Source organism: Jiella endophytica (assembly GCF_004519335.1).
Lineage (GTDB): Bacteria > Pseudomonadota > Alphaproteobacteria > Rhizobiales > Rhizobiaceae > Jiella > Jiella endophytica.
On record NZ_SOZD01000001.1, the window covers coordinates 754,545 to 779,918 of the forward strand.

21 protein-coding genes and 1 tRNA gene are annotated in these 25,374 nt (G+C 67.9%); 13 read left to right on the forward strand and 9 right to left on the reverse strand.

The annotated features are described in order from the left end of the window. Positions 1–54: 54 nt before the first annotated feature. Positions 55–1,092, reverse strand: coding sequence for a tRNA dihydrouridine(20/20a) synthase DusA (dusA, locus tag E3C22_RS03535; protein WP_134760256.1), 1,038 nt, complete (start codon positions 1,090–1,092; stop codon positions 55–57). A gap of 138 nt (positions 1,093–1,230) precedes the next feature. Between dusA and E3C22_RS03540 the strand changes: the two genes are divergently transcribed. From E3C22_RS03540 to E3C22_RS03550, 3 genes are all read left to right on the forward strand, one after another. Further along, positions 1,231–1,306, forward strand: a tRNA-Ile gene (locus E3C22_RS03540). A 199-nt stretch (positions 1,307–1,505) separates the two neighbouring features. Next, entirely contained in the window at positions 1,506–2,342 is an 837-nt protein-coding gene (locus E3C22_RS03545; RefSeq protein WP_134760258.1) for a universal stress protein, read from the forward strand. A gap of 179 nt (positions 2,343–2,521) precedes the next feature. Next, complete coding sequence (locus tag E3C22_RS03550; RefSeq protein ID WP_134760260.1) at positions 2,522–2,860, forward strand: DUF5335 family protein; 339 nt, start codon at positions 2,522–2,524, stop codon at positions 2,858–2,860. Positions 2,861–3,021: 161 nt separating this feature from the next. Here E3C22_RS03550 and E3C22_RS03555 read toward each other — a convergent pair whose 3' ends face one another. After that, the gene (locus tag E3C22_RS03555) at positions 3,022–3,435 is read right to left on the reverse strand and encodes a hypothetical protein (RefSeq protein WP_134760262.1); all 414 of its coding nucleotides are present in this window, start codon (positions 3,433–3,435) and stop codon (positions 3,022–3,024) included. A 394-nt stretch (positions 3,436–3,829) separates the two neighbouring features. Between E3C22_RS03555 and E3C22_RS03560 the strand changes: the two genes are divergently transcribed. After that, positions 3,830–4,813, forward strand: coding sequence for a zinc-dependent alcohol dehydrogenase family protein (locus tag E3C22_RS03560; RefSeq protein ID WP_134760264.1), 984 nt, complete (start codon positions 3,830–3,832; stop codon positions 4,811–4,813). Here the strand turns inward: E3C22_RS03560 and E3C22_RS03565 are convergent. Together E3C22_RS03565 and E3C22_RS03570 are read right to left on the reverse strand one after the other, a co-directional pair. Then, positions 4,786–6,621, reverse strand: coding sequence for a heavy metal translocating P-type ATPase (locus E3C22_RS03565; RefSeq protein ID WP_167591573.1), 1,836 nt, complete (start codon positions 6,619–6,621; stop codon positions 4,786–4,788). The genes E3C22_RS03560 and E3C22_RS03565 overlap by 28 nt on opposite strands. 38 nt (positions 6,622–6,659) lie before the next feature. After that, positions 6,660–9,473 carry a cation-translocating P-type ATPase gene (locus E3C22_RS03570; RefSeq protein ID WP_134760268.1) on the reverse strand — a complete coding sequence of 938 codons (2,814 nt, stop codon included), beginning with the start codon at positions 9,471–9,473 and terminating at the stop codon, positions 6,660–6,662. A gap of 177 nt (positions 9,474–9,650) precedes the next feature. Between E3C22_RS03570 and E3C22_RS03575 the strand changes: the two genes are divergently transcribed. Beyond that, positions 9,651–10,673, forward strand: a complete 1,023-nt coding sequence (locus E3C22_RS03575) for an ABC transporter ATP-binding protein (protein ID WP_134760270.1) — start codon at positions 9,651–9,653, stop codon at positions 10,671–10,673. Between the two features lie 188 nt (positions 10,674–10,861). Next, complete coding sequence (locus E3C22_RS03580; RefSeq protein WP_134760272.1) at positions 10,862–12,502, forward strand: GMC family oxidoreductase; 1,641 nt, start codon at positions 10,862–10,864, stop codon at positions 12,500–12,502. Positions 12,503–12,508: 6 nt separating this feature from the next. Here the strand turns inward: E3C22_RS03580 and pdxR are convergent, their stop codons facing one another. Beyond that, positions 12,509–13,996 carry a MocR-like pyridoxine biosynthesis transcription factor PdxR gene (pdxR, locus tag E3C22_RS03585; RefSeq protein WP_134760274.1) on the reverse strand — a complete coding sequence of 496 codons (1,488 nt, stop codon included), beginning with the start codon at positions 13,994–13,996 and terminating at the stop codon, positions 12,509–12,511. A 95-nt stretch (positions 13,997–14,091) separates the two neighbouring features. Here pdxR and E3C22_RS03590 point away from each other — a divergent pair, with 95 nt between their 5' ends. The 7 genes from E3C22_RS03590 (at position 14,092) to E3C22_RS03620 (ending at position 22,145) form a co-directional block, all read left to right on the forward strand. Further along, positions 14,092–15,210: a mandelate racemase/muconate lactonizing enzyme family protein gene (locus tag E3C22_RS03590; protein WP_134760276.1), complete on the forward strand. Its 1,119-nt coding sequence runs from the start codon at positions 14,092–14,094 to the stop codon at positions 15,208–15,210. Then, positions 15,210–16,697: an aldehyde dehydrogenase family protein gene (locus E3C22_RS03595; RefSeq protein WP_134760278.1), complete on the forward strand. Its 1,488-nt coding sequence runs from the start codon at positions 15,210–15,212 to the stop codon at positions 16,695–16,697. The genes E3C22_RS03590 and E3C22_RS03595 overlap by 1 nt, the downstream gene beginning before the upstream one ends. Beyond that, positions 16,698–17,969 (forward strand): NAD(P)/FAD-dependent oxidoreductase, encoded by a 1,272-nt coding sequence (locus E3C22_RS03600; protein ID WP_134760280.1) that lies wholly within the window; start codon positions 16,698–16,700, stop codon positions 17,967–17,969. 226 nt (positions 17,970–18,195) lie between these two features. Beyond that, positions 18,196–19,269, forward strand: coding sequence for an extracellular solute-binding protein (locus tag E3C22_RS03605; RefSeq protein WP_134760282.1), 1,074 nt, complete (start codon positions 18,196–18,198; stop codon positions 19,267–19,269). An 86-nt stretch (positions 19,270–19,355) separates the two neighbouring features. Beyond that, complete coding sequence (locus E3C22_RS03610; RefSeq protein WP_134760284.1) at positions 19,356–20,426, forward strand: ABC transporter ATP-binding protein; 1,071 nt, start codon at positions 19,356–19,358, stop codon at positions 20,424–20,426. Further along, complete coding sequence (locus E3C22_RS03615; protein ID WP_134760286.1) at positions 20,426–21,292, forward strand: ABC transporter permease; 867 nt, start codon at positions 20,426–20,428, stop codon at positions 21,290–21,292. The genes E3C22_RS03610 and E3C22_RS03615 overlap by 1 nt, the downstream gene beginning before the upstream one ends. A gap of 4 nt (positions 21,293–21,296) precedes the next feature. Next, positions 21,297–22,145 (forward strand): ABC transporter permease, encoded by an 849-nt coding sequence (locus tag E3C22_RS03620; RefSeq protein WP_134760288.1) that lies wholly within the window; start codon positions 21,297–21,299, stop codon positions 22,143–22,145. Positions 22,146–22,279: 134 nt separating this feature from the next. On the opposite strand, the gene E3C22_RS03625 is transcribed toward E3C22_RS03620, so the two are convergent. The 4 genes from E3C22_RS03625 to urtD are packed head-to-tail and all read right to left on the reverse strand — an operon-like array spanning position 22,280 to position 25,366. Continuing rightward, the gene (locus E3C22_RS03625; RefSeq protein WP_134760290.1) at positions 22,280–22,627 is read right to left on the reverse strand and encodes a zinc ribbon domain-containing protein; all 348 of its coding nucleotides are present in this window, start codon (positions 22,625–22,627) and stop codon (positions 22,280–22,282) included. 4 nt (positions 22,628–22,631) lie between these two features. Beyond that, entirely contained in the window at positions 22,632–23,861 is a 1,230-nt protein-coding gene (gene fmdA / locus E3C22_RS03630; protein WP_134760292.1) for a formamidase, read from the reverse strand. Positions 23,862–23,918: 57 nt separating this feature from the next. Then, positions 23,919–24,608 (reverse strand): urea ABC transporter ATP-binding subunit UrtE, encoded by a 690-nt coding sequence (gene urtE, locus E3C22_RS03635; protein ID WP_134760294.1) that lies wholly within the window; start codon positions 24,606–24,608, stop codon positions 23,919–23,921. An 11-nt stretch (positions 24,609–24,619) separates the two neighbouring features. After that, positions 24,620–25,366: an urea ABC transporter ATP-binding protein UrtD gene (urtD, locus tag E3C22_RS03640; protein ID WP_134760296.1), complete on the reverse strand. Its 747-nt coding sequence runs from the start codon at positions 25,364–25,366 to the stop codon at positions 24,620–24,622. Between the last annotated feature and the right edge of the window lie 8 nt (positions 25,367–25,374).

Genomic DNA, 25,374 nt, shown 5'->3' on the forward strand with positions numbered 1-25,374 from the left:
CCTTTCCACTCCACGAGATCGATCGGCGGTTCTTTCGACCAGGACGAGGCGGTCTCAGGCCGCGGCGCTCGCCGGCCCCTCCCCGACCTGACGATAGGCCTCGCGGATGAGTTCCGGCGCGGCCCCTGCCCGCGTCGCCCCCTCCGACAGCATCTGTCGCCAGCGCCTTGCCCCGGGCCGCCCCGAGAACAGGCCGGTCATGTGGCGGGTGACATGGTTGAGCTTGCCGCCCGAGGCGATGTGGCGGGCGGCATAGTCGATCATCGTCTCGATCAGCGCCCCGGTATCGAAGACCTCTGCAGGCTCGCCGAAGAAGGCGGCGTCGACCCCCGTCAGCACGTCCGGGGTCTGATAGGCGGCCCTCCCCAGCATCACGCCGTCAAGGCCGGCGGCCTCGTCGCGGGCCTGGTCGAGCGTCTTCAGCCCGCCATTCAGCCCGACGAACATTGCGCCGAGCCGGGCCTTCAGGCGGTGGACGCGGCCATAGTCGAGCGGCGGGATCTCGCGGTTCTCCCGTGGGCTCAGCCCCTGCAGCCAGGCCTTCCTCGCATGCACCCAGATGCCGGAGACGCCCGCCGCGACGGCGGCGTCGGCCAGCGCGTCGAGCGCTTCCTCGATGTCCTGCTCGTCGACGCCGAGCCGGCACTTGACGGTGACCGGCACCCCGGCCGCCGCCTCGACCATCGCGGCGAGGCATTCGCCGACCAGCGCCGGATCGCGCATCAGGCAGGCGCCGAAGGTGCCGGACTGCACCCTGTCCGACGGGCAGCCGACATTGAGGTTGATCTCGTCATAGCCGAACCCGAGGGCCGTCCGCGTCGCGCGGGCGAGCTTTTCCGGGTCCGACCCGCCGAGTTGCAAGGCGAGCGGATGTTCGGCCGCGTCGAAGCCGAGAAGCCGCTCGACATCGCCGTGGAGGATCGCCTCGTCGACGATCATCTCGGTGTAGAGCAGCGCGCGGCGGCTGAGCTGGCGGTGGAAGAACCGGCAGTGGCGGTCGGTCCAGTCGATCATCGGCGCGACGGCAAAACGCGACCCCGCCGCCGGCTGCGGCGGTTCGTTCCCCACACTCTGAGACGGCGGTTTGGTCATCGATCCCGTGCCCGCGCTTCATTGCGCTGAGCTTTCCACTGGCAAATCATCGCGCGAACCGCTATCGATTCCCCGTCCTCAGTTCAAGATCGGCCACGCGCACCAGTCGGTGCGGCGCCGCGTCCTTCGAACTGCGGCGGGCCTGTAGCTCAATGGTTAGAGCCGGCGGCTCATAACCGCTTGGTTGGGGGTTCGAGTCCCTCCAGGCCTACCAATTGTCCGGCAAGTCATAAAAAATCTCGAGGCTGGGCATTGGCGCCCGCCGCGCGGGCCGGAGTCTCGCCCGGAGACCCCGTTCATTTCCCAAATCTTTCGTCGCGAGACTTGATCCACCGCAAATGGCGGCCCTTGGGATGCGGCTAGATTGGCCTCACCGGCCAAGCGACCGGCAGCCCAGAAAGCGAGGTGTCGCCATGCAATTCCGGACAATTCTCAGCGTCGTCGATGTCGATCACTGGAAAAGCGATCTCGAACTCGCCCGACGCCTCGGCGAGGAGACGGGAGCTCACCTGTCGGTCTTCGTGACGTCGGTCGCCGAGCCACCGCCGATCGCCGAATATGCCGCGATCGCCGATGTCTGGCTGCGCGAGCAGGACAAGGCGGCGCGCCGGCTGCACGAAGAGGTCGAGGCGATCAATGCCGTGATTGCCGCCGCCGACCTGTCGGCCGACGTCGACTCCGTCCATGCCGAGCGCCCGATGATCACCGGTGCGGTCGGCCGGCGCGGCCGCTATGTCGACCTCGTCATCGTCGGGCCGAAGATGATCGCCGACCAGCGGCTGCGGGACGTCGTCCTCGAGGGCGCGCTGTTCGAAGCAGAAAGCCCGGTGCTGATGCTCCCCGAGGGTGCCGCCCCGACGCTGCGGCCGAAGCGGGTGATGGTCGCCTGGTCGTCGACGCCGGAGGCATCGAGGGCGGTCCGTCAGGCGGCGGAAATGCTCGGCTCCGCCGAAGCGGTCGACGTCGTCCTCGTCGATCCCCAGGCGACGTCGTGGGACGCCGGGCCCGAGCCGGGCGCCGACGTCGCCGCCTATCTCGTCCGGCACGGCGCGAAGGTGACCGTCGAAAGGCTGTCCAGCGAGCGCAACAAGACCGTCGAGGAGGTTCTGCGGCGGCACGCCGTCGACGCCGCGGCCGACATGGTCGTGATGGGCGCCTACGGCCATTCGCGGCTGCGGGAGTGGCTGTTCGGCGGGGTCACCCAGTCGATGACCGAGAAGCCGCCGCTGCCGCTGTTCCTCGCCCGCTGACTTTGGCCACGAAGCCGCGGCAAAAAGGCGCCGGCAGGTTCTTTGCGCCTCGACGCTGCGATCCGCGCAGCGCCGGGGCGACAGGCCGGCCGAAGATCTGCAAGGCAAGAAGCCCTACAAGAACGTCGACATTCGATCCGAAGCATTGGCTCAACGCTCAGGCAAGGAGGCTTAACGCCATGTCGTCCCGTCTTCTCCCGAAATCCGAATGGCAGTCCTATTTCGACCATCTCTCCCGGCATCTCTCGGTCCAGCAGGTGCGGATCGAAGTCTCGGGTCTCAGCCTCGGCAACCAGGTCGCGGCCGACAGGCTGACGCTTCTCGGCATCACCTACGAGCCGAAGAGCGGGCTTCTCGAGGTCGCTCTCGAGGGTCTCGACCACATGATCCACGGCCCGGATGAGATCTTCGTCGAGGAGAGCGCCGACAGCCTGCAGGCAATGTCGGTGGTCGATGCGGAGGGTCAGCGTCAGCTCATCCAGCTGAGCGAGCCGCTGCGTCTCGCCAGCCGGCCCTGACGCGGCAAGGCGGCGACCTCAAGGCTTCGTTGCGGGCGCCGCCAATGCCGTCGGCCCGACGATCGGTCGCGATTGTCGAAAGCTCGTTGCGCCGGTCCGAGTTGCGGCAGCGTCCGTGGCGCATCCCGTTGAACGGGCGATGCTCCGGAGGGCCGGCGCCTTCAGCCCGGGAAGGCGGGGCGCGTCAGCGCCGCAAGGTCACCGCTCTCGTCCGCTGCCGGGATGGTCCAGACGTCGGAGAGTTCGGAGGCCAGCCGGTCACTTGCCTCGCCGGAGAGCCGAGACAGCGTTTCGCCGAAGGCGGAATACTGCCGGATCGCGGTCTCCAGCCAGCTGCGCTGCAGCGCTTCGGCCGCAGAGGCATCGCGGCAGGTGGCAAGGCCGTTCAGGCTCTTCTGATCCTCGGCGAAACGCTCGGCCATGAAGCCGAACGTTCCGGCAGTCACTTCAGCCGCGCCCTGCCAGGCGAGTGTCGCCAGCCGCAGCGGAATGTGGAAGGCCTGATAGTCGAGGAAGATCAGTTCGGCGGGCTGCAGCAGGTCGCCGGTCAGCCCCTCGGTGGGTGTCGATTGCATCTTGGCCTCCTCCTGAATCGTGACATTGCCGTGGGCGATCCTGCAGCGCGCCGTGGCGGGTGGTGCCCGGCAGCCGCAGGGCCTTGCCGCGCGTCGCCAGCATCCTGGGCTGCGAATGCGGATCTTGTTTGCCCATCGTCGATGATCCGATGACGGGGTGTGACTGCGCCTTGATATCGATCAACCGCGCCTAGACATCGCCGCTATTCTTCTTCTCACCTGCTGTTCTGACCGAACATGACGTTGTAGCAACGAGCCTGCGCGCGGCATTTGGAGCCAGCTGGAAGCCCCGCGGCTTTGCGGCAGATCAATTCCCGCCGGATGACGGCGTGCGACCCTCGCCGGCGTCGGGGACGGCATGGCCTTCCCCAACGTTCGGCAGGAGGCGAGGCTCATGAAAGCGATGGTCCTACACCAGATCGGCGAGCCCCTCGCTTGCGAGGAGCGGCCCGACCCGCTGCCCGGACCGGGGGAGATCCGCGTGGCGGTCGAGGCCTGCGCGGTCTGCCGGACCGATCTTCACGTCGTCGACGGCGACCTGAAAGAGCCGAAACTGCCGATCATTCCCGGCCACGAGATCGTCGGCATCGTCGACGCGCTGGGTGATGGTGTCGAGGCGCCGGCGATCGGCACGCGGGTCGGAATCCCCTGGCTTGGACACAGCTGCGGCCAGTGTCCCTATTGCGCCGAGGGGCGGGAAAATCTCTGCGACCGGCCATTGTTCACCGGCTATACGCGCGACGGCGGCTTTGCCACAAAGGTCGTCGCGGACGCCGCCTTTGCCTTTCCGATGCCGGACTTTCCCGATCCCGTCGCGGCGGCGCCGCTGATGTGTGCCGGCCTGATCGGCTGGCGATCCCTGAAGATGGCCGGCAAGGCCCGCCGGATCGGCCTCTACGGCTTCGGCGCGGCGGCCCACATCATCGCCCAGGTCTGCCGCTGGCAGGGCCGCGAGGTTCATGCCTTCACACGGGCGGGCGACGATGCCGCGCAGGCTCATGCGCTTTCGCTCGGCTGCGTCTGGGCCGGCGGCTCGAACGAAGCGCCGCCCGCGCCGCTCGACGCGGCCATCCTCTTCGCCCCGGTCGGGGCGCTCGTGCCGGCGGCGCTGAAGGCGGTGCGCAAGGGCGGCCGGGTGGTCTGCGGCGGCATCTACATGAGCGACATCCCGCAGTTTCCCTACAGCATCCTCTGGGAGGAGCGGAGCATCGTCTCGGTCGCCAATCTCACCCGAGAGGACGCCACCGAGTTCCTCGCGATCGCCCCGAAAGCCGGTGTCAGGACGACCACCACCGTCTACCCGCTCGACGCCGCCAACGAGGCGCTGTCCGATCTGCGGGCGGGCCGCTTTCAGGGCGCCGCCGTGCTGGTGCCCTGAGGGCCGCCGAGCGCCCGCAGCGCGTTGAGGATCACCGCGACGTCGATCGCCTCCTGCACCAGCGCCCCCTCGACCGGCGGCAAAAGGCCGGCGGCCGCGGCGAGCATTCCGAGACCGGATAGGCCGATACCGGCGACGACGCTCTGCAGGGCGATCCTGCGCGAGCGCCGGGCGATCGCCATCGCATCCGCCAAGCCGTCCAGCCTGTCGCGCAGCAGGATGCCGTCGGCCGCCTCGGCGGCGGCTGCCGTCCCGCGTGCGCCCATGGCGATGCCGAGGTCGGCCTCGACGAGGGCCGGAGCGTCGTTGACGCCGTCGCCGACCATCATCACCGAGCCCTGCAGCTTCTCCCGGCGCACCAGCGCGATCTTGTCGCCGGGACCAAGGTCCGCCGCGAGGCCGTCGAGTTCCACCTCCTTCGTCACGGCCCTTGCGACGTCGTCACGATCTCCCGTCGCGAGCACGATCCGCCGGACACCGAGTTCGCGCATCCGCGAGAGTGCCCGGTGGGCGCCGTCCCGCAGCCCGTCGCGCAACAGCACCAGGCCGGCGAAGGCGCCATCCACGGCCACTGCGACGACGAGCGCTCCGGCCGGCACCGCCGCCCGCAGCCGGGCGGCCTCCTCGGGCGCCAGCACCGACGCGACATAGGACTTTCCCCCGACCCGGACGCGCTGGCGCCCCACCATGCCCTCGATCCCCTCGCCTGCCGCCTCGAGCGAGGCCGTCGGGACGTCGAGCCGCAGTCCCCGGCCGAGTGCGGCCGAAACGATCGCGGCCGCCACCGCATGGCGCGACGCCTGGTCGAGGCTCGCCGACAGCCGCAGCACGTCATCGCCGGTCCAGCCCGGCGCCGGGAGGATCTCGACCACCGAGGCCACGCCGTGGGTCAGCGTCCCGGTCTTGTCGATCACCATGGTGTCGATCCGCCCGAGGGTCTCCAGCGCGGCGCCACCCTTCAGAAGCACGCCGCTCCGGGCCGCGCGGGAGATCCCCGCGACGATCGCCACCGGAACCGCCAGGATCAGCGGACAGGGTGTCGCGACCACCAGCACGGCCACCGCGCGGACCGGGTCGCCCGCGAGCCACCAGGCGAGGCCCGCCAGAAGCAGCGTCGCCAGCATGAAGGCCAGCGCGAAGCGATCGGCAAGACGGGTCATCGGCGCCTGCGACCGCGTCGCTTCCTCGACCAGCCGGATGATCCCGGCATAGGTGCTTCTCGCCGCCGTCTCCCTCGCGACGAGGTCGAAGGCGGCGCCGACATTGGTCGAGCCGCTCATCGCCGCTTCGCCGCCCCGCCGGGTCACGGGGAGCGACTCGCCGGTGATCGGCGCCTCGTCCAGGATGGCCGTTCCGAGCACCGTTCCGTCCACCGGCAGGACATCGCCGAGCCGGATCAGCAACCGGTCTCCGACCGCGATATCGGCAATGCCGACGGTCTGGACGGCGTCGCCGCGGTATCGCAGGGCATCCCGCGGCTGGCGGTCGAGCAGCGCACGGGTGTCGCGGCTCGCCCGGTGCGCCGCGAAGGCCTCGAGCCCGCGGCCGCCGGCATACATCAGCGCGACGACCGCCGCGGCGAGCGTTTCGCCGACCGCCAGCGCCGACAGCATGGCGAGACCGGCGACGAGATCGAGCCCCAGTTCGCCGCGCCCGAGCCGCGTCACGATCTCGGCCGCCAGAACCACCAGGACAGGGACGGCGCCGGCAGCCCAGGCGATCGGGGCAAGATCGGCATGGCCCGCAAGATAGAGGACGGCACCGGCGAGGAGGCCGAGGCCGGCAGCAACGACCGGCAGGCTCGTCACAAGATCGTCGCGAGCCGGACTGGATCGGGACCGCGGGGTCAAGCAAGGCTCCGCAAGAACGTCGCCCGCGAGACACTCCGCCGACGCTCCCGCACGGAGCGCAGCGCCTTGTCCGCCTCCATCACCAGGAGCACCGAGAGTGCGATCGGGATCAGCATCAGCCATTCGGCGACCGGCAGCGGCCGCATTTCCAGAAGCTCGGACAGGCCCGGCGTGAAGGCCGCGCCGACATGCACCGCCTGGGCTGCGAAGACCGCGACGATCAGCGGCCAGTTCGCCGAGAACGGAATGCGGAACGCCGAGCGCGTCTCCGAGCGGCAATTGAAGACATGGACGTTTTCGAAGGCAACCATCAGGAAGAGCAGCGTGTTGCGCGCATCGAACTCGCTCCAGCCATGGCCGATCAGGTATCCGAAGACGGCCGTCGAGACGAGGCCGATGATGGCGCCGGAGAGCAGCGTCTCGCGGATCAGCAGCGCGTCGATCAGCGGCTCCCTCGGCGAGCGCGGCGGGCGCGCGAGCAGCCCCGGCTCCGATGCTTCGGCAGCGAGGGCGGCGTGCTGGCCGCCGTTGGTCACGAGGTTCAGCCAAAGCAGCTGCACGGCGGTCAGCGGCAACGGCAGGCCGCTCGCCAGCGCCAGCAGGAACATCAGCGCTTCGGCAGCGCCGGTCGAGACCGACAGGTAGATCACCTTGCGGATATTCGCATAGGCGGCGCGCCCCTCGTCGATCCCCGCGACGACCGAGGCGAAATTGTCGTCGGTAAGCACAAGGTCGGCAGCATCGCGTGCAGCGTCCGTGCCATCGCGGCCCATGGCAACGCCGAGATCGGCGCGGTGGAGGGCCGGCGCGTCGTTGACGCCGTCGCCGGTCATCGCGACGATGTGCCCCGCCTGCTGCAGCGCCTCGACGATCCGGACCTTGTGGGCCGGTTCGACCCGAGCGAAGACGCTGGCCGCATCGATGCGCGCTGCGAGGCCGGTGCCTGCCGCGGCGATCTCGCGGCCGGTGACGACGTCCTGCGGCCCGTCGGCGATCCCGAGTTCGCGGGCGATGGCGAGCGCGGTGGCGGCATGGTCGCCGGTGATCATCTTCACCGCGACGCCTGCCCGCCGGCACTCGGCAACGGCGGCCTTCGCTTCCGGACGCAGCGGATCGATGAAACCTGCGAGCCCAAGAAGCGTGAGGCCGGCAAGCTCGCCGTCGAGGGGATGCGACAGCTGCGCGCGGTCCGGGTCGAGACGCTTTGCCGCGACCGCGAGAACCCGGTAGCCGCGGCTCGCCATCCCCTCGGCAAGCGTCAGGACGCTTCCCTGGTCGACGCCCGAGCAGAGCGGCAGGACGACCTCCGCCGCGCCCTTGATATGAACGACGTGCCCGTCACCGTGGTCGTGGAGGCTCGCGGCATATCGGCGCTCGGCGGAAAACGGCCGGTCGGCGATCCTGCGCGCCTGCTTGCGCAAGGTGCCGGCATCGAGACCGGCCTTCACGGCAAGGACGAGGAAGGCGAGATCGACCGTGTCGCCGCTGCGGCCGTCGGCGCCGCCGACGGGGTCAAAATCGGCGTCGTTGCAGAGCGCCGCGGACCGGGCGAGCGCCTGCGCGGCGAAAGACGCCTCACTGCCGAGCCCGGTGCCGTTCTTATGGATCGCGCCGCCGGTGTCGAAGCCGACGCCCTCGATGTCGACGAAACCGTGATCCGGCAGCCAAAGACGCCGGGCGGTGAGCTGGTTCATCGTCAGCGTGCCGGTCTTGTCGGTGGCGACCACCGTGCAGGCGCCGAGGCCTTCGACCGCCGGCAGATGGCGGACGATGACGTTGCGCTGCGCCATGCGGCGGGTGGCGATCGACAGGGCGATCGTCACGGCGACCGGCAGGCCCTCCGGGATGACCGAGACGGCGAGCGCGATGGCGACGAAGAAGGTCTCTTCCAGCGGCGCGCCCAGCGCCAGCTGGAGAAGGATCACCACGCCGACAAGACCCAGTGAGGCAAGGCCGAGAAGCCGGGTGAAGCGGTCGAGCCGCCGGGTCAGTGGCGGCGGAGCGGCGGGCGTCCCCAGCGCCCCGGCAATCGCGCCGAGCTCGGTGCCCGCGCCGGTCGACACCACCAGCCCCCGGACCCGTCCGCCCTGCAGCATCGAGCCCGCAAACAGCATGGTCAGCCGTTCTGCAAGGGGCGTTTCGATCGCCAGCGCCGCCCCGGCGGCCTTGTCGACCGGCAGCGATTCCCCGGTCAGCGAGGATTCGTCCGCGCGCGCCTCGGTGGAATCGAGGATCCGAATGTCGGCCGGAACCCGGTCGCCGCCTTCCAGCAGCACCACGTCGCCGGGAACGAGGCGGGCAGAGTCCAGCCGACGCACGCCCTCCGGCCGGACGACCCGGACGATGGTGGCGATCGCTGACCGCAGCGCCGCGGTGTTCGTCTCGGCGCGCCATTCCTGCGCGGCGCCGACGGCGGTGTTGATGGTCAGGACGAGGAAGATGAAGCCGGCATCGTCATATTCGGCGAGGACCAGCGCGACGGTCGCGGCGGCGAGGAGGAGATAGATCAGCGGGCTCCGCAACTGGCCGAGCACGATGGCGACGAGCGAGCGTCCCGGCGCCTGCGGCAGCGCGTTGGGGCCGACGAGCTCCAGCCGTCGCCCGGCCTCGGCCGCGGCAAGGCCTGCGGATGAGGACGCCAACCGCGCGAGAGCGTCGTCGCGCGAGACCGCATGCCAGCCGCCCGAGGGAGGCGAAAGCAGCGCAGCCCCCTCGTCGCCACCGACCGGCGACGCTCTGCCGCCGGCCGCAGGCCGCCGATCGGCCGGATCGAGAGAGCCAGAGGATCGGGTCTCGAAGTCGTCCTGCATGCTGCGCCGACCTTTCCCGCCGAGCGGCATTTTCCGCCAGCCTCGAGACAACCCGTTCCGGCCCGCGGCGCCTTGATCCTTGTCAAGGCAAGGGACGGTCGAGGATGTCCATGATCGTCGGATCGGCCGCGTGGCGTGCCGCCCATCGGCCAGACGATCGCCGGAAACCGAAGCACCATGGAGCCGCGACAAACTGGCAGCAAAACCCGACCGGCGAGATGCATCGAATGGCCTGTTCCGTCGACGCTCTGGGGCGTCGTCTGGCGATGCGGATGCTTCGAGCAGCTCTGGCTGGTCACCCTGTCGATCGCCGTCTTCCTCGTCAATCTCGCACCGCTCGAACTGCAGCGGCGGATCGTCAACGGCGCCACCGAGGGCAGCGCACTGGACGAGATCCTTCTCCTTGCGGCGCTCTATGGCGCAGTTGCCGTCTGTCTCGGGCTGCTCAAGCTCGGCATGAACGTCTTTCGCGGCAGGGTCAGCGAGAGCGCCGTCCGCTGGCTGCGCGGCGCCATCCTCCACGCGGCGGAAAACGATGCGGGCGTCGCCGCCCGGTCGATCGCGCCCGGCATCGAGGTGTCGCTCGTCCTCAGCGAAGTCGAGCCGATCGGCAGCTTCGCCGGCGTCAGCCTGTCGGAACCGCTGCTGCAGGGCGGCATCCTGGTCTCCACCTTCGCCTATCTCGCCTATCTGGAGCCGATGATGGCGCTGGTCGCGCTCGCGGTCCTGTCGCCGCAATTCGTCTTCGTTCCGATCCTGCAGAAGGCGATCAACAACCGCGTCAGACGGCGCATCGCGACGCTCCGCAACCTCAGCAGCGAGATCGTCGAGCTGCCTCGAGCCGAAGGCGAGGCCGCCTATGATCAGGAGATCGCGACGGTGTTCGCGCTCAACATGGGCGTCTTCAAGCTGAAATACTCGATGAACTTCCTGATGAACCTCATGTATCACCTGGGGGTCGCTTCGGTGCTGGCGCTCGGCGGCTTCTACGTGGTCGCCGGCGACACCAAGATCGGCACCGTCGTCGCCTTCATCTCCGGGCTCTCCCAGATCAACTCGCCCTGGGGCGACGTCGTCGACTGGTATCGCGAGCTGTGGGTCACCCGGACGAAATACGCCATGATCACACGCGTCCTCTCGGCGCTGAGCGAGCCGCTTCCTGCGGCCGAGCCGGCAACGGCGGCCATCAGCCGGGCCTGACAGTGCCAAGGGTTGCAAGACGGCGACCGGGCAGTTTGCGGCTCGAAGCCCTCGCTGTCAGGCATGGCGATGGAGAGAGATCGGCGGAACCTCCGTTGCGGACCTGAAAAATCTCGAAAATGGTCTGAGACGACGCGGCGGGGCGCCGTCTACAAACCCGCCGTCGAAGATCCGCCAAGAGTATCCCGATGGTCGAAGCGTTAGCGAAAGAGGCCGACTACGTCGTCGTCGGTGCAGGATCGGCAGGCTGCGTCGTCGCCGCGAGGCTGACGGAGGATCCCTCGACCGACGTCGCACTGCTCGAAGCCGGCGGTTCCGGCCGGAGCCTGTGGGTGCAAATGCCGATCGGCTATGGCGGCGCGTTCTACCATCCGAAACTCAACTGGCGCTACTACAGCGAGCCTGACGAGGGGTTCGGCGGACGCAAGGCCTACTGGCCGCGCGGCCGGGTGCTCGGCGGGTCGAGCGCGATCAACGCGATGGTCTATGTGCGCGGCCAGGCCGGGGATTTCGACAGCTGGGCGGAAGCCGGCAATCCCGGCTGGTCCTACGCCGATCTGCTGCCGTTCTTTCGGCAGATGGAGGACTATGTCGGCCGTCCCAGCGAATGGCGCGGCCGCGGCGGGCCGATCGGCGTGCGCGACATCGACAGCGCCGCCCATCCGCTTGCCCACGCCTTCCTCGCCGCAGGCTCGGCTGCGGGCTACCGCGTCAATCCGGATTATAACGGCGCCGATCAGGAGGGCGTCTCGTTCTTCCAGATCACCACCCGGGGCGGGCTGCGCTCTTCGGCGGCGTCCGGCTATCTGCGCCCTGCCCGCCGTCGCCGCAATCTGCGGGTCGAGACCGATGCGCTGGCCACCCGGCTGCTCTTCGAGGGGCGGCGCTGCGTCGGCGTCGAATATCGCCGGCATGGCAATGTCCACCGGATCCACGCCCGGCGCGAGGTGATCCTTTCCGCCGGTGCGGTCAACTCGCCGCAGATCCTGCAGCTGTCCGGCATCGGCGATGCGACGCGCCTCGCAGCGCTGGGAATCGAGGCCGTTCTCGACCGGCCCGGCGTCGGCGCCAATCTCCAGGACCATATCGGCTTCGACTACATCTACGAGGCCAACCGCCCGACGCTGAACGATATCCTGCGGCCGTGGTCGGGGCGGATCGGCGCCGGCCTTCGCTACCTCGCGACCCGCGACGGGCCGCTGAGCCTGTCGGTCAATCAGGCCGGCGGCTTCGTCAGGTCAGACCCAGATCGCGACCGCCCGAACATCCAGCTGTATTTCTCGCCGCTCTCCTATACCCGTGCGGCGCCGGGCAAGCGCCGGCTGCTCTCGCCGGACGTCTTTTCCGGCTTCATGATCGGGGTTTCCAATTGCCATCCGAAGAGCCGCGGCTGGCTGCATGTGAAGAGCGCCGACCCCACCGTGGCGCCGGAAATCCATCCCCGCTATCTGTCGGCTCCCGAAGACCTCGACGAACTGGTGGCGGCGACCGCCATCATCCGGCGGATCGCCGAACAGCCGCAGATCGCCTCGGCCATCGCCCGGGAAATCCGCCCCGGCCCCGAGACGACCACCCGCGAGGCGATCGTCGAGGACATCCGGCGGCGGGCGACCTCGATCTACCACCCCTGCGGCACCTGCCGGATGGGCCCGGACCCGGAGGCCGTCGTCGATGCGCGGCTGCGGGTCAAGGGCATCGCCGGGCTGCGGGTCGCCGACGCGTCGATCTTTCCGACGATCACCGCCGGCAACATCAACGCCCCGTCGATCATGACCGGCGAAAAGGCCGCGAGCCTGATCCGCGAGGATCAAGGGCTGCAGAGCGGCTGACGGGCCTCAGGGAGCGAGCCGGTCGATCACCGCCGCAAGCGCCTTCACCCCCCGCTCGATCTCGACCGGCGGCACGGCGCTGAAACCGAGGGCGACGCCGCGCCGGGCGATCGGCTCCAGGGCGTAGCGGGACAGCGGCGTCAGAGCGAGGCCGGCATCGCCGGCAGCCTTCGCCAGCGCCCATTCCTCCGGGCCGCCGTCGGCGATCATCGCCACGGTGTGGAAGCCGGTCTCCGTCCACCTGACCGCCAGCCGCCCGGCAAGGTCGCGGGCGGCGGCATCAAGAAGGGCGTCGCGGCGTGCAGCGTAGATGCCGCGCATCCGCCGGATATGGGCGGCGAAATGTCCCTCGGTGATGAACCGGGCGACGATCCCCTGGACCGAATGGGTGACGCCATGGGCGATTGCCGCAAGCGTGCGCTCGATCATCGGTGCGAGCGCCGGGGGCATCACCGCAAAACCGAGCCTGACGGCCGGGAACAGCGTCTTGGAGAAGGTTCCGACATAGATCACCCGCTGGCCGCCATCGAGAGTCTTCAGCGGCGGCAGGGTAGTCTCGCCATAATGGAACTCGCCGACATAGTCGTCTTCGACGATGAAGGCGCCCGCCCGGTCGGCGGCGTCGAGAAGCTGCATCCGCCGCTCGAGCGACATGGTGACGCCGAGCGGGTGCTGATAGGCGGGGGTGACGAAGGCGATGCGGAAATCCGGCGCGGCGGAGAGGCCTGCCTCGACATCGATCCCCTCCTCGTCGACCGGCACGGCCACCGGCTCGGCGCCGCAGGACAGAAAGGCGTTGCGCGCGCCGATCGCGCCGGGATTTTCCAGCCAGACCCTGTCGCCGGGATTGACCAGCATGCGGGCGAGCTGGGTGAAGGCGTCCTGTGCTCCGGAGAAGATGAAGACGTGCTCCGGCTCGCAGACGAGGCCGCGATTGGCGCTGAGATGCTGACAGATCGCCTGGCGCAGCTCGTGAAGGCCGGCGGCATCGGGATAGGACATGATGCTGGCGCGGTTCTCCCGCCAGTATTGCGACGAGATCCGCGACCAGAGCGCCACCGGAAAGGCGTCGAAGGCCGGCATGCCGGTGACGAAGGCGCGCGGCACCGGCGGGTGGCCGAGGCGCGGCGCAAAGGGCTCGCGCACCCCGGCGCCGAGCCTTGCGAGATGCGGCAGTTCCTCGACCGGGCGCGCCTCCTCAACCGTAGTCTGCCGGGGCGTGCGAAGCCCGGCACTGACATAGGTGCCGGCGCCGATGCGGCTGTCGAGGAGGCCCTCGGCGGCGAGCTGCTCGAAGGCGCTGATCACCGTCGTGCGGGAAACGCCCTGGTCGCGGGCGAGCGTGCGGCTCGCCGGCAGCCGCGTGCCGGTGGCAAGATCGCCGGACAGGATGAGGTTGCGCAGCGCCACGGTCAGCTGGAAGGCGAGATTGCTGCGGTCGCCGCGATCGATCTTCAGCGTCGGGATCAGCGCCCCACCGACATACTTCGACATTGCCGCTCCGATTGGCCTGCGAAACTCTGGAAAGTGGACCTTATCGACAGACCAGTTTGCAACCATTCTTTTCGGCAGAAGATGGGAGGACGGCAATGCGCCTCGTGAAGATCGAAACCTTCGCCAACGAATTCGTCGGTTTCGTCCGCGTCACCGACGAGGCGGGGCACACGGGCTGGGGCCAGGTCTCGACCTATCACTCCGACATCACCTGCGAGATCCTGCACCGGCAGGTGGCGCCGCATGTCCTCGGTGTCGAGATGATCGACCAGGACGACTGCTTTGCCCGGGTCTTCGAGCGCGAGCACAAGTTTCCCGGCTCCTATGTCTGCCGCGCCGTCGGCGGTGTCGAGACGGCGCTCTGGGACCTGCGCGGCAAGGCCGAGGGCGTGCCGGTGACGGTGCTTCTCGGCGGCACGCCCGGCCCCTTGCGGGCCTATGCTTCGTCGATGAAGCGGGACATCACCCCAGAGGACGAGGTCGAGCGGTTTCGCCGGGTGCGGGGTGAACAGGGCTTCACCGCCTTCAAATACCGGATCGGCGCCGAATGCGGCCGCGGCCTTGACGAATGGGAGGGCCGCACCGAGGCGATCATCCCGGCGATCACCAATGCCTTCAAGAGCGAGGACGTCAGCCTCCTGGCCGACGCCAATTCCTGCTACGCACCCGAGGCGGCGATCCATTACGGCCGCATGCTCGCCGACCACGGCGTGACGCATTTCGAGGAGCCTTGCCCTTACTGGGAACTCGAGCAGACCCGCGAAGTCCGCGAGGCGCTGGCGGGTATCGACATCGACGTCACCGGCGGCGAGCAGGACTGCTGGCTGCCGGTCTGGCGCCGGATGATCGAGATGCGCGCGGTCGACATCGCCCAGCCGGACATTCTCTATCTCGGTGGCATCGGCCGCACCCTCGAAGTCGCCAGGATGGCCGAAAAGGCGGGAATGCCGGTGACGCCGCACTGCGCCAATCTCGGCCTGGTGACGCTCTTCACCATGCATCTTCTGAGGGCCATCCCGAACGCCGGCAAATATCTCGAATTCGCGATCGAGGGCCTGGACTACTACCCCTGGCAGACCGGCCTTTACGCCAACGACCCCTACCGGATCGAGGACGGTATGGCGACGGTGACGGACGCACCCGGCTGGGGGGTCGAGATCTCGCCGGAATGGCTGGCGAAGTCGATCTACAAGGCAAGCGAAGTGGAAGCCTGATGAGCCTCGACCGCGACATCGCGAACTATCTCGAACGCGGCGAACTGCCGGACCTGCCGTCGCAGCATTTCATCGCCGGCGCCTGGGCGGCGCCCTCCTCCGGCGAACGGATGGAGAGCTTCGATGCCGGCCGCGCGGCGCCGTTCCACGCCTTCGCTGCCGGCGACGAAGCCGATGTCGACCGGGCGGTCGCGGCGGCGAACGCTGCCCAGCCGGGCTGGGGCCGAACGAAGCCCTCCGCCCGCGGCGCGATCCTTGCCGAGGCGGCCCGACTTCTGAGAGCGGAGAAGGAGCGCTTCGCCTTCGTCGAGAGCCTCGACAGCGGCAAGCCTCTGCAGGAAGCGCTCGGCGACGTTTCCGGCGCGGCACGGGCCTTGGAATATTACGGCGCCTGCGCCAACACCATCGAGGGTGCGACCTTCCCTCTCGGCCCCGATCATCTCGGCTATTCGGTGCCGGAACCGGTCGGCGTGACGGCCCATATCATTCCGTGGAACTATCCTCTCTCGACGGCGGCGAGAGGCATCGCACCGGCGCTGGCGGCGGGTTGCACGGTGGTCGCCAAGCCGGCAGAGACGACGCCGCTGACCATGCTGATGCTCGCGGAACTGCTGTCGCGGGCCGGCCTGCCGGACGGCGTCTGCAACGCCGTGACCGGGACGGGACCTGCCGCCGGCGCGCCGCTCGTCGCCGACAGGCGGGTGCGCCACGTCACCTTCACCGGCTCGGTGCCGACCGGCATCGGCGTCATGGAGGCAGCGGCCCGCAACGTTGCGACCGTCGTTCTCGAACTCGGCGGCAAGTCGCCGCTGGTGGTCCTTGCCGACGCCGATCTCGATGCCGCGGCGAATGGCGCGATCGGTGCGATCTTCGAAAATGCCGGCCAGATCTGTTCGGCAGGCTCCCGGCTGATCGTCGAACGCGGCGCCCATGACGCCCTGCTCGAACGGGTGATCGAAAGGGCCGCGGCCCTGAAGATGAGTCATGGCCTCACCCGGCCGACCCTCGGGCCGCTGAATTCGAAGGCCCATCTCGGCCGCGTCGCTGAAAAGGTCGAGGCCGCCAAGGCCCGCGGACTGGCTCCCGCAATCGGCGGCCGGGCCGCCACCGATCCGGAAACCGGCAAAGGGTGGTTCTTCGAGGCGACGATCTTCGACGCGGTCCCCGAGACCGATCCTCTGGTCAAGGACGAGATCTTCGGCCCGGTGCTGACAGTGCAGCTGGCCGAGGACGAGGCCCATGCGCTCGCCCTTGCCAACGGCACCGACTACGCCCTTGTCGCCGGCGTCTACACCCGCGATTTCGGCGCGGCGCACCGCCTCGCCCGCGAGATCGACGCCGGACAGGTGTTCCTCAACGAGTATTTCGCCGGCGGCATCGAAGTGCCCTTCGGCGGCAACAGGCAATCCGGCTTCGGCCGCGAAAAGGGCATGGCGGCGCTGCGCAACTATCTGCGCGTCAAGAGCGTCGCTGCGAGGATCGGCTAGATGCAGACTGCCGGCCCCCTCGCCACGCCCTATTGGTGGGACGCCTCGCCGCTCCGAGCGATCGAGCGCCCGGCATCGCTGCCGAAGCAGGTGGACGCCGTCGTCATCGGTTCCGGCTACACCGGCTGCCATGCTGCGCTGGTGCTGGCGCGGGCCGGCCGCAGCGTCCTGATGCTCGACAAAGGCCGCATCGGCGAAGGCTGCTCCACCCGCAATGGCGGGCAGATCAGCCATTCGATCAAGCCGGGTCTCGCCACCCTCACCCGCCGCCACGGCGCCGAGACGGCAGCAGCGATCCTCGCCGAGGGCGTCGCCTCGCGAGGCTTCGTCGAGCGCTTTGTCGACAACGAAGCGATCGCCTGCGATTTTCGCCCCTGCGGCCGGTTCCATGCCGCTGCGACGCCGCGCGCCTTCGAGGATCTGGCAAGGCTCGCCGACGGCGACCGCATCACCCTCGTCCCGCGCCATCGCCAGCGGGAGGAGCTCGGCACCGACGCCTATCACGGCGGCGCAGTGTTCCACGATCACGCCGCGCTCGATCCGGGGCGCTATCACGCCGGGCTCGTCGAGCGCCTGATCGGCGCCGGGGTGACCTTCGCGCCCCATACCGAGGCCCTGGCTCTGGAGGAGCGGCCGAACCGGGTGGCGGTCAAGACGCCGCACGGCGATGTCGCGGCGCGCGACGTGATGCTGGCGACCAACGGCTATTCCGGCAGGCTCTCGCCGTGGCATCGTGCCCGCATCCTGCCGGTCGGCAGCTACGTCATTGCGACCGAGGCGCTCGATCCGGCGCTCGTCTCGCCGCTGTTTCCGACCGGGCGCATCGCCTCCGACAGCCGCCGGGTGATCTACTACTATCGCCCCTCGCCGGACGGTCGGCGGGTGATCTTCGGCGGCCGGGTGAGCGCCGGCGAGACCGATCCGCAGAGCGCCGCACGACGGCTGCGATCGGTCATGGTCGGGCTGTTTCCCGAGCTTGCGGGCGCGAAGATCAGCCACTCCTGGATGGGTTATGTCGGCTACACCTTCGATGCCCTCGCCCATGCCGGGCAGCGCGGCCGCGTCCACCACGCCATGGGCTATTGCGGCTCCGGCGTCGGCATGGCCTCCTATCTCGGCCACAAGGCGGGGTTGCGGATCCTTGGCCGTCCGGAGGGCGAGACAGCCCTGTCGCGTCCCGACTTCCCGACCCGGCCGCTCTATCTCGGACGGCCATGGTTTCTTCCGGCTGCCGTCGAGACATACCGTCTGCTCGATCGGCTCGGCGTTTGACGGGCGGCGACGGCGATGGGCGTTGCATGCCGGAGCAAAGCGGCTGGTCGGAACATCCGATAGGCGGGCGCCCGGCGATCTGCCAAAGTCGGACCGGCATGCCGATTGGTTTGCCACAACGCAGAAAATGGCTCTTTGTGAAAGACCGTTTCGACGCTTCATTTTGCGGATTGGCCGAAAGCAAGGACCTTCGGAAGAGAACTTCGTTCAACCTGGGAGACTGATCATGGCATCGACGTTACGCGCATTACTTGCTGCATCGGCACTCGCCCTGACCATCGGCAGCGCCGAGGCGGAAACGCTGCGGCTGCTGACCTGGGGCGGCTACGCGCCCGAGGAACTGATCAAGAAGTTCGAGGCCGAAAACCCCGACATCGACGTCGAGGTGACGCTTTCCAACAACGAGGAGATGATCGCCAAGCTGCGCGCCACCGGCGGCACCGGCTACGATCTCGCCCAGCCGAGCCACGACCGGATCTTCGCCGCGCAGAAGGAATACCGGATCTACAAGCCGCTCGACCTGTCGAAGATCGACACCGACGCGATGACGCCGAACCTTCTCGAAGGCGTCAAGGCCAACACCACGATCGACGGCGAGGTCTATGCCGTGCCGCATCAGTGGGGCACGTCCGGCGTCATGGCCAACATGAAGGAGACCTCCGGCGTCACCGGCTTCGGCGATCTGTGCGATCCGAAATACAAGGGCCGCACCTCGATGCGCCTTCGCCGCACGATCCTCCTCGGCACGGCCTTCTCGATGGGGATGAACCCGTTCGAGCTCTATGCCGACAAGGCCGCCTATCAGGACATGCTCGACAAGGTCACCAAGAAGCTGATCGACTGCAAGCCGATCGTGAAGACCTACTGGACGGGTGGCGACGATCTTTCGGCGCTGATGCTCTCCGGCGAGGTGGTGGTCGCCGAGACGTGGGATTCCACCGCCTACAAGATCTACAACGAGAACCCCGACATCGTCTTCGTGCCGCCGAAGACCGGCGCCCTCGCCTGGATCGACACCTTCGCCATCCCGCGCGGCGGCGAGGCGGACGATGCCGCCTACAAGTGGATCAACTTCGTCCTGAAGCCCGAGAACGTAAAGATCATGTCGGCATCGACCGGCGCGATCGCCGCCGTGCCGAACGGCATCGATCTCCTGCCCGAGGACAAGCAGAAGGCCGTGAAGGCCGCCTTCACCCAGGCCGATCTCGACAATCTGAAGTTCTTCGCGAACATCCCTCCGGGGCTGGAAGACATGGAAGGCATCGCGCTCGAGCGGATCAAGGCGGCGAGCTCGGAGTAACCGCCGCCTCCGTCAGACCCGACGAGACAGTTGCCGGGGCGGCCCGCTCGCCCCGGCCGGATGCCCATCCATCACCGGAACCGCCCATGTACGATCTGAGCTGCGACCGCGTCACCAAGGCCTTCGGCAAGTTCGTCGCCGTCGACGAGGTCTCGCTCGACATTCCGTCCGGCTCGTTCTTCTCCATCCTCGGGCCGTCGGGCTGCGGCAAGACCACCCTGATGCGGATGATCGCCGGCTTCGAGACGCCGAGCGGCGGCGACATCAGGATCAAGGGCGAGAGCGTCCTTTCGCTGCCACCCAACAAGCGCAATGTGAAGATGGTGTTCCAGCACCTGGCGCTGTTCCCGATGATGAATGTCGGCGAGAACATCGCCTACGGCCTCAGATGCCGGGGCGACGCCAAGGCGGAGATCCCGGCGAAGGTCGCCCGAGTACTCGAGCGGGTCGGGCTGCCGGGGGTCGAGGAAAAGCAGATCGGCCAGCTCTCCGGCGGCCAGCGCCAGCGGATCGCGATCGCCCGCTGCATGGTTCTCGAGCCGGACGTCCTCCTCCTCGACGAACCGCTCGGCGCGCTCGACCTGAAGCTGCGCGAGCACATGAAGATCGAGCTGAAGCAGCTGCAGCACCAGTTCGAGACGACCTTTCTCTATATCACCCACGACCAGTCCGAGGCGCTGGTGATGTCCGACCGCGTGGCGGTGATGAATCGCGGCCGCTTCGAGCAGATTGGAACGCCCCGCGAGCTCTATGACGATCCGGTCTCGGGCTTCGTCGCAGGCTTTGTCGGCGACGCCAACTGCCTTGCCGGCAAGATCGCCGAGATCCGCGGCGGCGAAGTCCGGGTCGAACTCGACGGCGGTGGCGCGGTCGAGGCGCGCCGCGCCGACGACAGCGCGGTGGGCGATGCGGTCGAGGTGTTCGTGCGCCCCGAGGCGATGCGGATCGGCGAGACGGCAGAGGGAACGCGGATCGCCGGCACGGTCGACAGCCTCCTCTTCAACGGCGCCAATTCCCGCATCCTCGTCAAGGCCGAGCGCGGCCAGCTCGTCGAGGTCGCCGATCCCGGCCAGAGCGGCGAACTCACGCCGGGCGCGAGCGTTTCCGTCGGCTTTTCCCCGGCGCGGGCGCGGGCCTTCGCCCGGAGGACCGCCTGATGGGGCGCGATGCCGGCAAGCTGTCGCTGACCCTCCTGATGACGCCGTTCCTATTGTGGATCGGCCTTCTGATCATCCTGCCGCAGATCGGCATCGGCTACGTCTCGCTGCGCGAGAAGGTCAGCTACGACGAGTTCCACTACGGCCTGAAGAACTACGTCGACTTCATCTCCGAGCCGGTCTACCGCAATACGCTGTTTCGCACCGCCTGGATGTCGATCGTGGTGACGGCGCTCGCCCTCGTCGTCGGCTTTCCGGTCGCCTATTACATCGCCAAGATCGCCCGGCAGAAGAGCCGCGCCGCGCTGTTCCTGATGTGCCTGATCCCGCTCTGGGTGTCGGACCTCGTGCGCGCCTATGGCTGGATCGTTCTGCTGCGCGAGACCGGCGTCGTCTCGCGGACGCTGGTCGCGCTGGGGATCATCGGCCAGCCGGTCGAGATGCTCTACAACGACGCGACGGTCGTCATGGGGCTGGTCTATACGGTCGTCCTGTTCATGATCGTGCCGCTCACCTCGACGCTGCAGGGGATGGACGATGCCCTGCTGGAGGCAGGCTACAATCTCGGCGGCAGCCGCCTCACCGTGTTTCGCCGGATCATCGTGCCCTATGCGATGCCCGGCATCGTGTCAGGCTGCATCATCACCTTCATGCTGACGGCGGGCAGCTATCTGACGCCGGTGCTTCTCGGCGGCAAGAACTCCAGCTGGTTCACCGAGCAGATCTACAACCAGTTCATCACCCGCTACAATTGGGAGGCCGGCGCGACCTTCGGCGTGACGCTGCTCGTCTTCACCTCCTTCGTCGTCTGGCTCGGGCTGAAGCTCACCGGCCAGAGTCTTGCGACCACCGTGGCGAAGGACTGAGCCGATGCAGAGCTCCACCGGCCTTCGCCTCGTCTACCGCGCCTATATGGTCGTCTTCTTCCTGTTCCTGGTGGCGCCGCTGGTTGCCGCCGGGGTGTTCGCCTTCAACGACTCGCTGTTTCCCTCGCTCCCCTGGAACGGCTTCACCCTCGACTGGTTCTTCTCGCCGGTCGAGCCGAAGCTCGGCCTGTTCCACGACGAGAGGCTGCTGCGGGGCCTCGAGAATTCGCTCTATATCGGCGTCATCGTCGCCGCCCTGTCGGTCGCCGCCGGCACCTGCAACGCCTTCCTGTTCGAGCGGCGGGCGTTCCCGTTAAAGGGCCTTGCCTACATTCTTCTGATCATCCCGCTGGTCATTCCGGGGGTCATTCTCGGCATCTCGATTCTCGTCCTCGCCTCGATGATCGCCAACTGGATCGACCTGAACTTCGGGCTGTTCATCACCTGGCTGCGGCCGGGCATCCCGCTGATCGTGCTCGGCCAGTTCTCCTTCCTGACGACGATCACCTCGCTGGTCATCGCCGCAAGGCTGCAGAAGTTCGACATGGCGCTGGAGGAGGCCGCGCTCAATCTCGGCGCCGGAAAGCTGCGCGTCCTTGCGACGGTCACCCTGCCCTTCCTCTATCCGGCGATGTTCTCGGCCTTCGTCGTCGCCTTTCTCGTCTCTTTCGAGAACTTCAACACGACGCTGATGCTGGTCGGCTCCGACGCGCCGCTGACCATCACCATGTACGACCGCATGGTGAAGGCCGGCTCGACGCCGGTGCTCAACGCGGTCTCGGTAGTGCTGATGCTCGGATCGGGGCTGCTGGCGCTCGCCTCGGTGCTGGTCCAGCGCGAACCGAAAGCCTGACGCGGGCGCCTCGCCGCTCTCAACGCCGCGACGCGATCGAAGGCAAAACGCCGCGGGACAGGGAGAGGGCAGGCTTCTGTCGCCAGTTCCCTCCCCGCCCCGCGGTTCTCTGGTTCTGCGCGGCAGACGATCGATCAGTGACTGATCATCCAGGGCCGCTTGCCCGGAAAAGTCTTGGCGGCGCCGGCTGCCGCTGCGGCGGCGCCGGCCTTCGGTCGGGAGGGCGAGCAGCAGCCGCAGCCCGCCCCGTGCTTGCCGCCATGGCCTTGCGAGGCGAACTTCGGCGCGTTGGCGCTGCGCTCGTTGGTGGCGAAAGCCGAGCGCCGCCCGGCATCCATGGTCGAGAGCCACGGCGCGGTGAGGATCACCCGCCGGGCGCTCGTGCCGCATGCCGGGCAGTCGCAGGGCTCCGCAGCCTGCGCCATCGGGCGCAGGCTGGTGAAGGTGCCGCAATCCTTGCAGGCATAGTCGTAGAAGGGCATCGGATCAGACGTCCTCGGCGATCGGCATGTCGACGGAGCCGTCGAGGAACTTCGTCGGCCCGTCATTGCCCGGCATGATGTCGAATTCGAAGACGTCGGTCGGCAGCCACAGCGTCGCGCAGGCATTCGGCACGTCGACGACGCCCGAGATGTGCCCCTGGACCGGCGCGGTGCCGAGGATCGAATAGGCCTGGGCACCGGAATAGCCGAACTTCTTCAGATACTCGATGGCGTTGAGGCAGGCCTGGCGATAGGCGACATGGACGTCGAGGAAATGCTGCTTGCCGGCCTCGTCGACCGAGATGCCCTCGAAGATCAGGAAGTCGTCGTATTTCGGGGCAATCGGCGACGGCTTGAAGATCGGGTTCTTGATCCCGTATTTCGCCATGCCGCCCTTCAGGAGCGACACCCGGATATGCAGCCAGCCGGCCATCTCGATGGCGCCGCAGAAGGTGATCTCGCCGTCGCCCTGGCTGAAATGCAGGTCGCCCATCGAAAGCCCGGCGCCGTCGACATAGACCGGGAAATAGACCTTCGAGCCGCGCGACAGATCCTTGATGTCGCAGTTGCCGCCATGTTCGCGCGGCGGCACGGTGCGCGCGCCCTCGAGCGCGGCCTTCTCCTTCGCCTCGCCCTTCAGCTTGCCCATATGGGCGGACTGGGTATTGGGCAGGGCCGCCAGCGTCGGCACGCGCTCGGGGTCGGTGTCGAACAGCGCCTTCTCACGGCTGTTCCAGGCATCGAGCATCTTGCGGTCGGGCAGGCAGCCGATGAGACCGGGATGGATCAGGCCGGCATAGCGCACGCCGGGCACGTGGCGGGACTTGGTAAACATGCCCTCGAAGTCCCAGATCGACTTCTGCGCCAGCGGGAAGTGCTGGTCGAGGAAGCCGCCGCCGTTCTTCAGCGAGAAGAAGCCGTTGAAGCCCCAAAGGCTGTCTTCGAAGGCGCCGATGTCGAGGATGTCGACCACCAGGAGATCGCCGGGCTCGGCGCCCTTCACCCCAATCGGGCCGGACAGGTAGTGCACCTGCTCCAATTCGACGTCGCGGACGTCCTCGGCGCTGTCGTCGTTCTTGATCTGCCCGCCCGTCCAGTCGTGGGTCTCGACCTTGAAGTCGTCCCCGGGGTTGACCCAGCAGGCCATCGGAATGTCCGGATGCCAGCGATTGTGGACCATTTCGTTGGCGTGGGGCGACTGCGAGAGATCGACCTTGATCAGCGTATCGGTCATGCCGTTTCACTCCTTCGGCTTTTTGGATCTGGCAGGGATGGTCGGGCCGAGGACGGCTCAGACCGACAGGAACTTGGCGACCTTCGCCTCGTCGACGGCGGCGATCGGCTCGTCATGGACGAGGTCGCCGTTTTCGAGCACCAGCACCCGGTCGGCGATGTCGAGGGCGAAGGACAGGACCTGTTCGGAGACGACGATGGACAGGCCCTTCTCGTCGCGGATCTTCTTCAGCGTCCGCGCCATGTCGCGGATGATCGATGGCTGGATGCCCTCGGTGGGCTCGTCGAGGAGCAGCACCTTCGGCCGCGAGGCGAGCGCCCGGGCGACCGCCAGCTGCTGCTGCTGGCCGCCCGACAGGTTGCCGCCGCGGCGCTTCCTCATTTCGAGGAGCACCGGGAAGAGTTCGTAGATGTCGCCGGGCACGGACTTCTCGCCGGTGACGGTGAGCCCGGTCTCGATGTTCTCGCGCACCGTCATGGTCGAGAAGATCATCCGCCCTTGAGGCACGTAGCCGACACCGCCCTTGACCCGTTCGTGGCTCTTCGACCCGGTGAGATCGGCGCCGTCGACGGTGACCCGGCCGGATTTCGTCGGCACCAGCCCCATCAGCGACTTCATCAGCGTGGTCTTGCCCATGCCGTTGCGGCCCATGATGGCGACGATCTCGCCCGGCGCGACGTTGAAGTTGAAGCCGTGCAGCACCTCGCTCGATCCATAGGCGACGTGGAGGCCGGAGACGTTGAGCATGGCGCTTGTCCTCAGTGACCGAGATAGACTTCGACGACCTTCGGGTCGGCCTTGACGTGGGCCATCGGCCCTTCCGAGATCACCCTGCCCTGGTGCAGCACGGTCACCTTGTGGGCGATGTCCTCGACGAACTTCATGTCGTGCTCGATGACGATGACCGACCGGCCTTCGATGATCCGGTGCAGGAGTTCGGCGGTCTTGATACGCTCCGAGACGCTCATGCCGGCGACCGGCTCGTCGAGCATCAACAGCTCCGGGTCCTGGATCAAAAGCATGCCGATCTCCAGCCACTGCTTCTGGCCGTGGCTGAGATATTCGGCCCGCTCGCCAAGGAGATCGGAGAGGAAGATCATCTCGGCGATCTCCTCGACGCGCTCCATCACCTCGGCATCGCGCTTGAAGGCCAGGGCGCCGAAGACGCTGCGGCCGCGCGGGAAGGAGATCTCCAGATTTTCGAAGACCGTCAGGTCCTCGTAGATCGAGGGGTTCTGGAACTTCCGTCCGACCCCGGCATGGACGATCTGATGTTCCTTCAGCTGGGTCAGTTCCTTGCCGCGGAAGCGGATCGAGCCGGAGGTGGCGCGGGTCTTGCCGCAGATCAGGTCGAGGGCCGTGGTCTTGCCGGCGCCGTTCGGGCCGATGATCACCCGGATCTCGCCGGGATCGACATAGAAGGAGAGATCGTCCACCGCCTTGAAGCCGTCGAAAGAGACGGTCAGGGCCTCGACGGCGAGGAGGAAGTCGGTCGGGTGGGTCATGGCGTCCT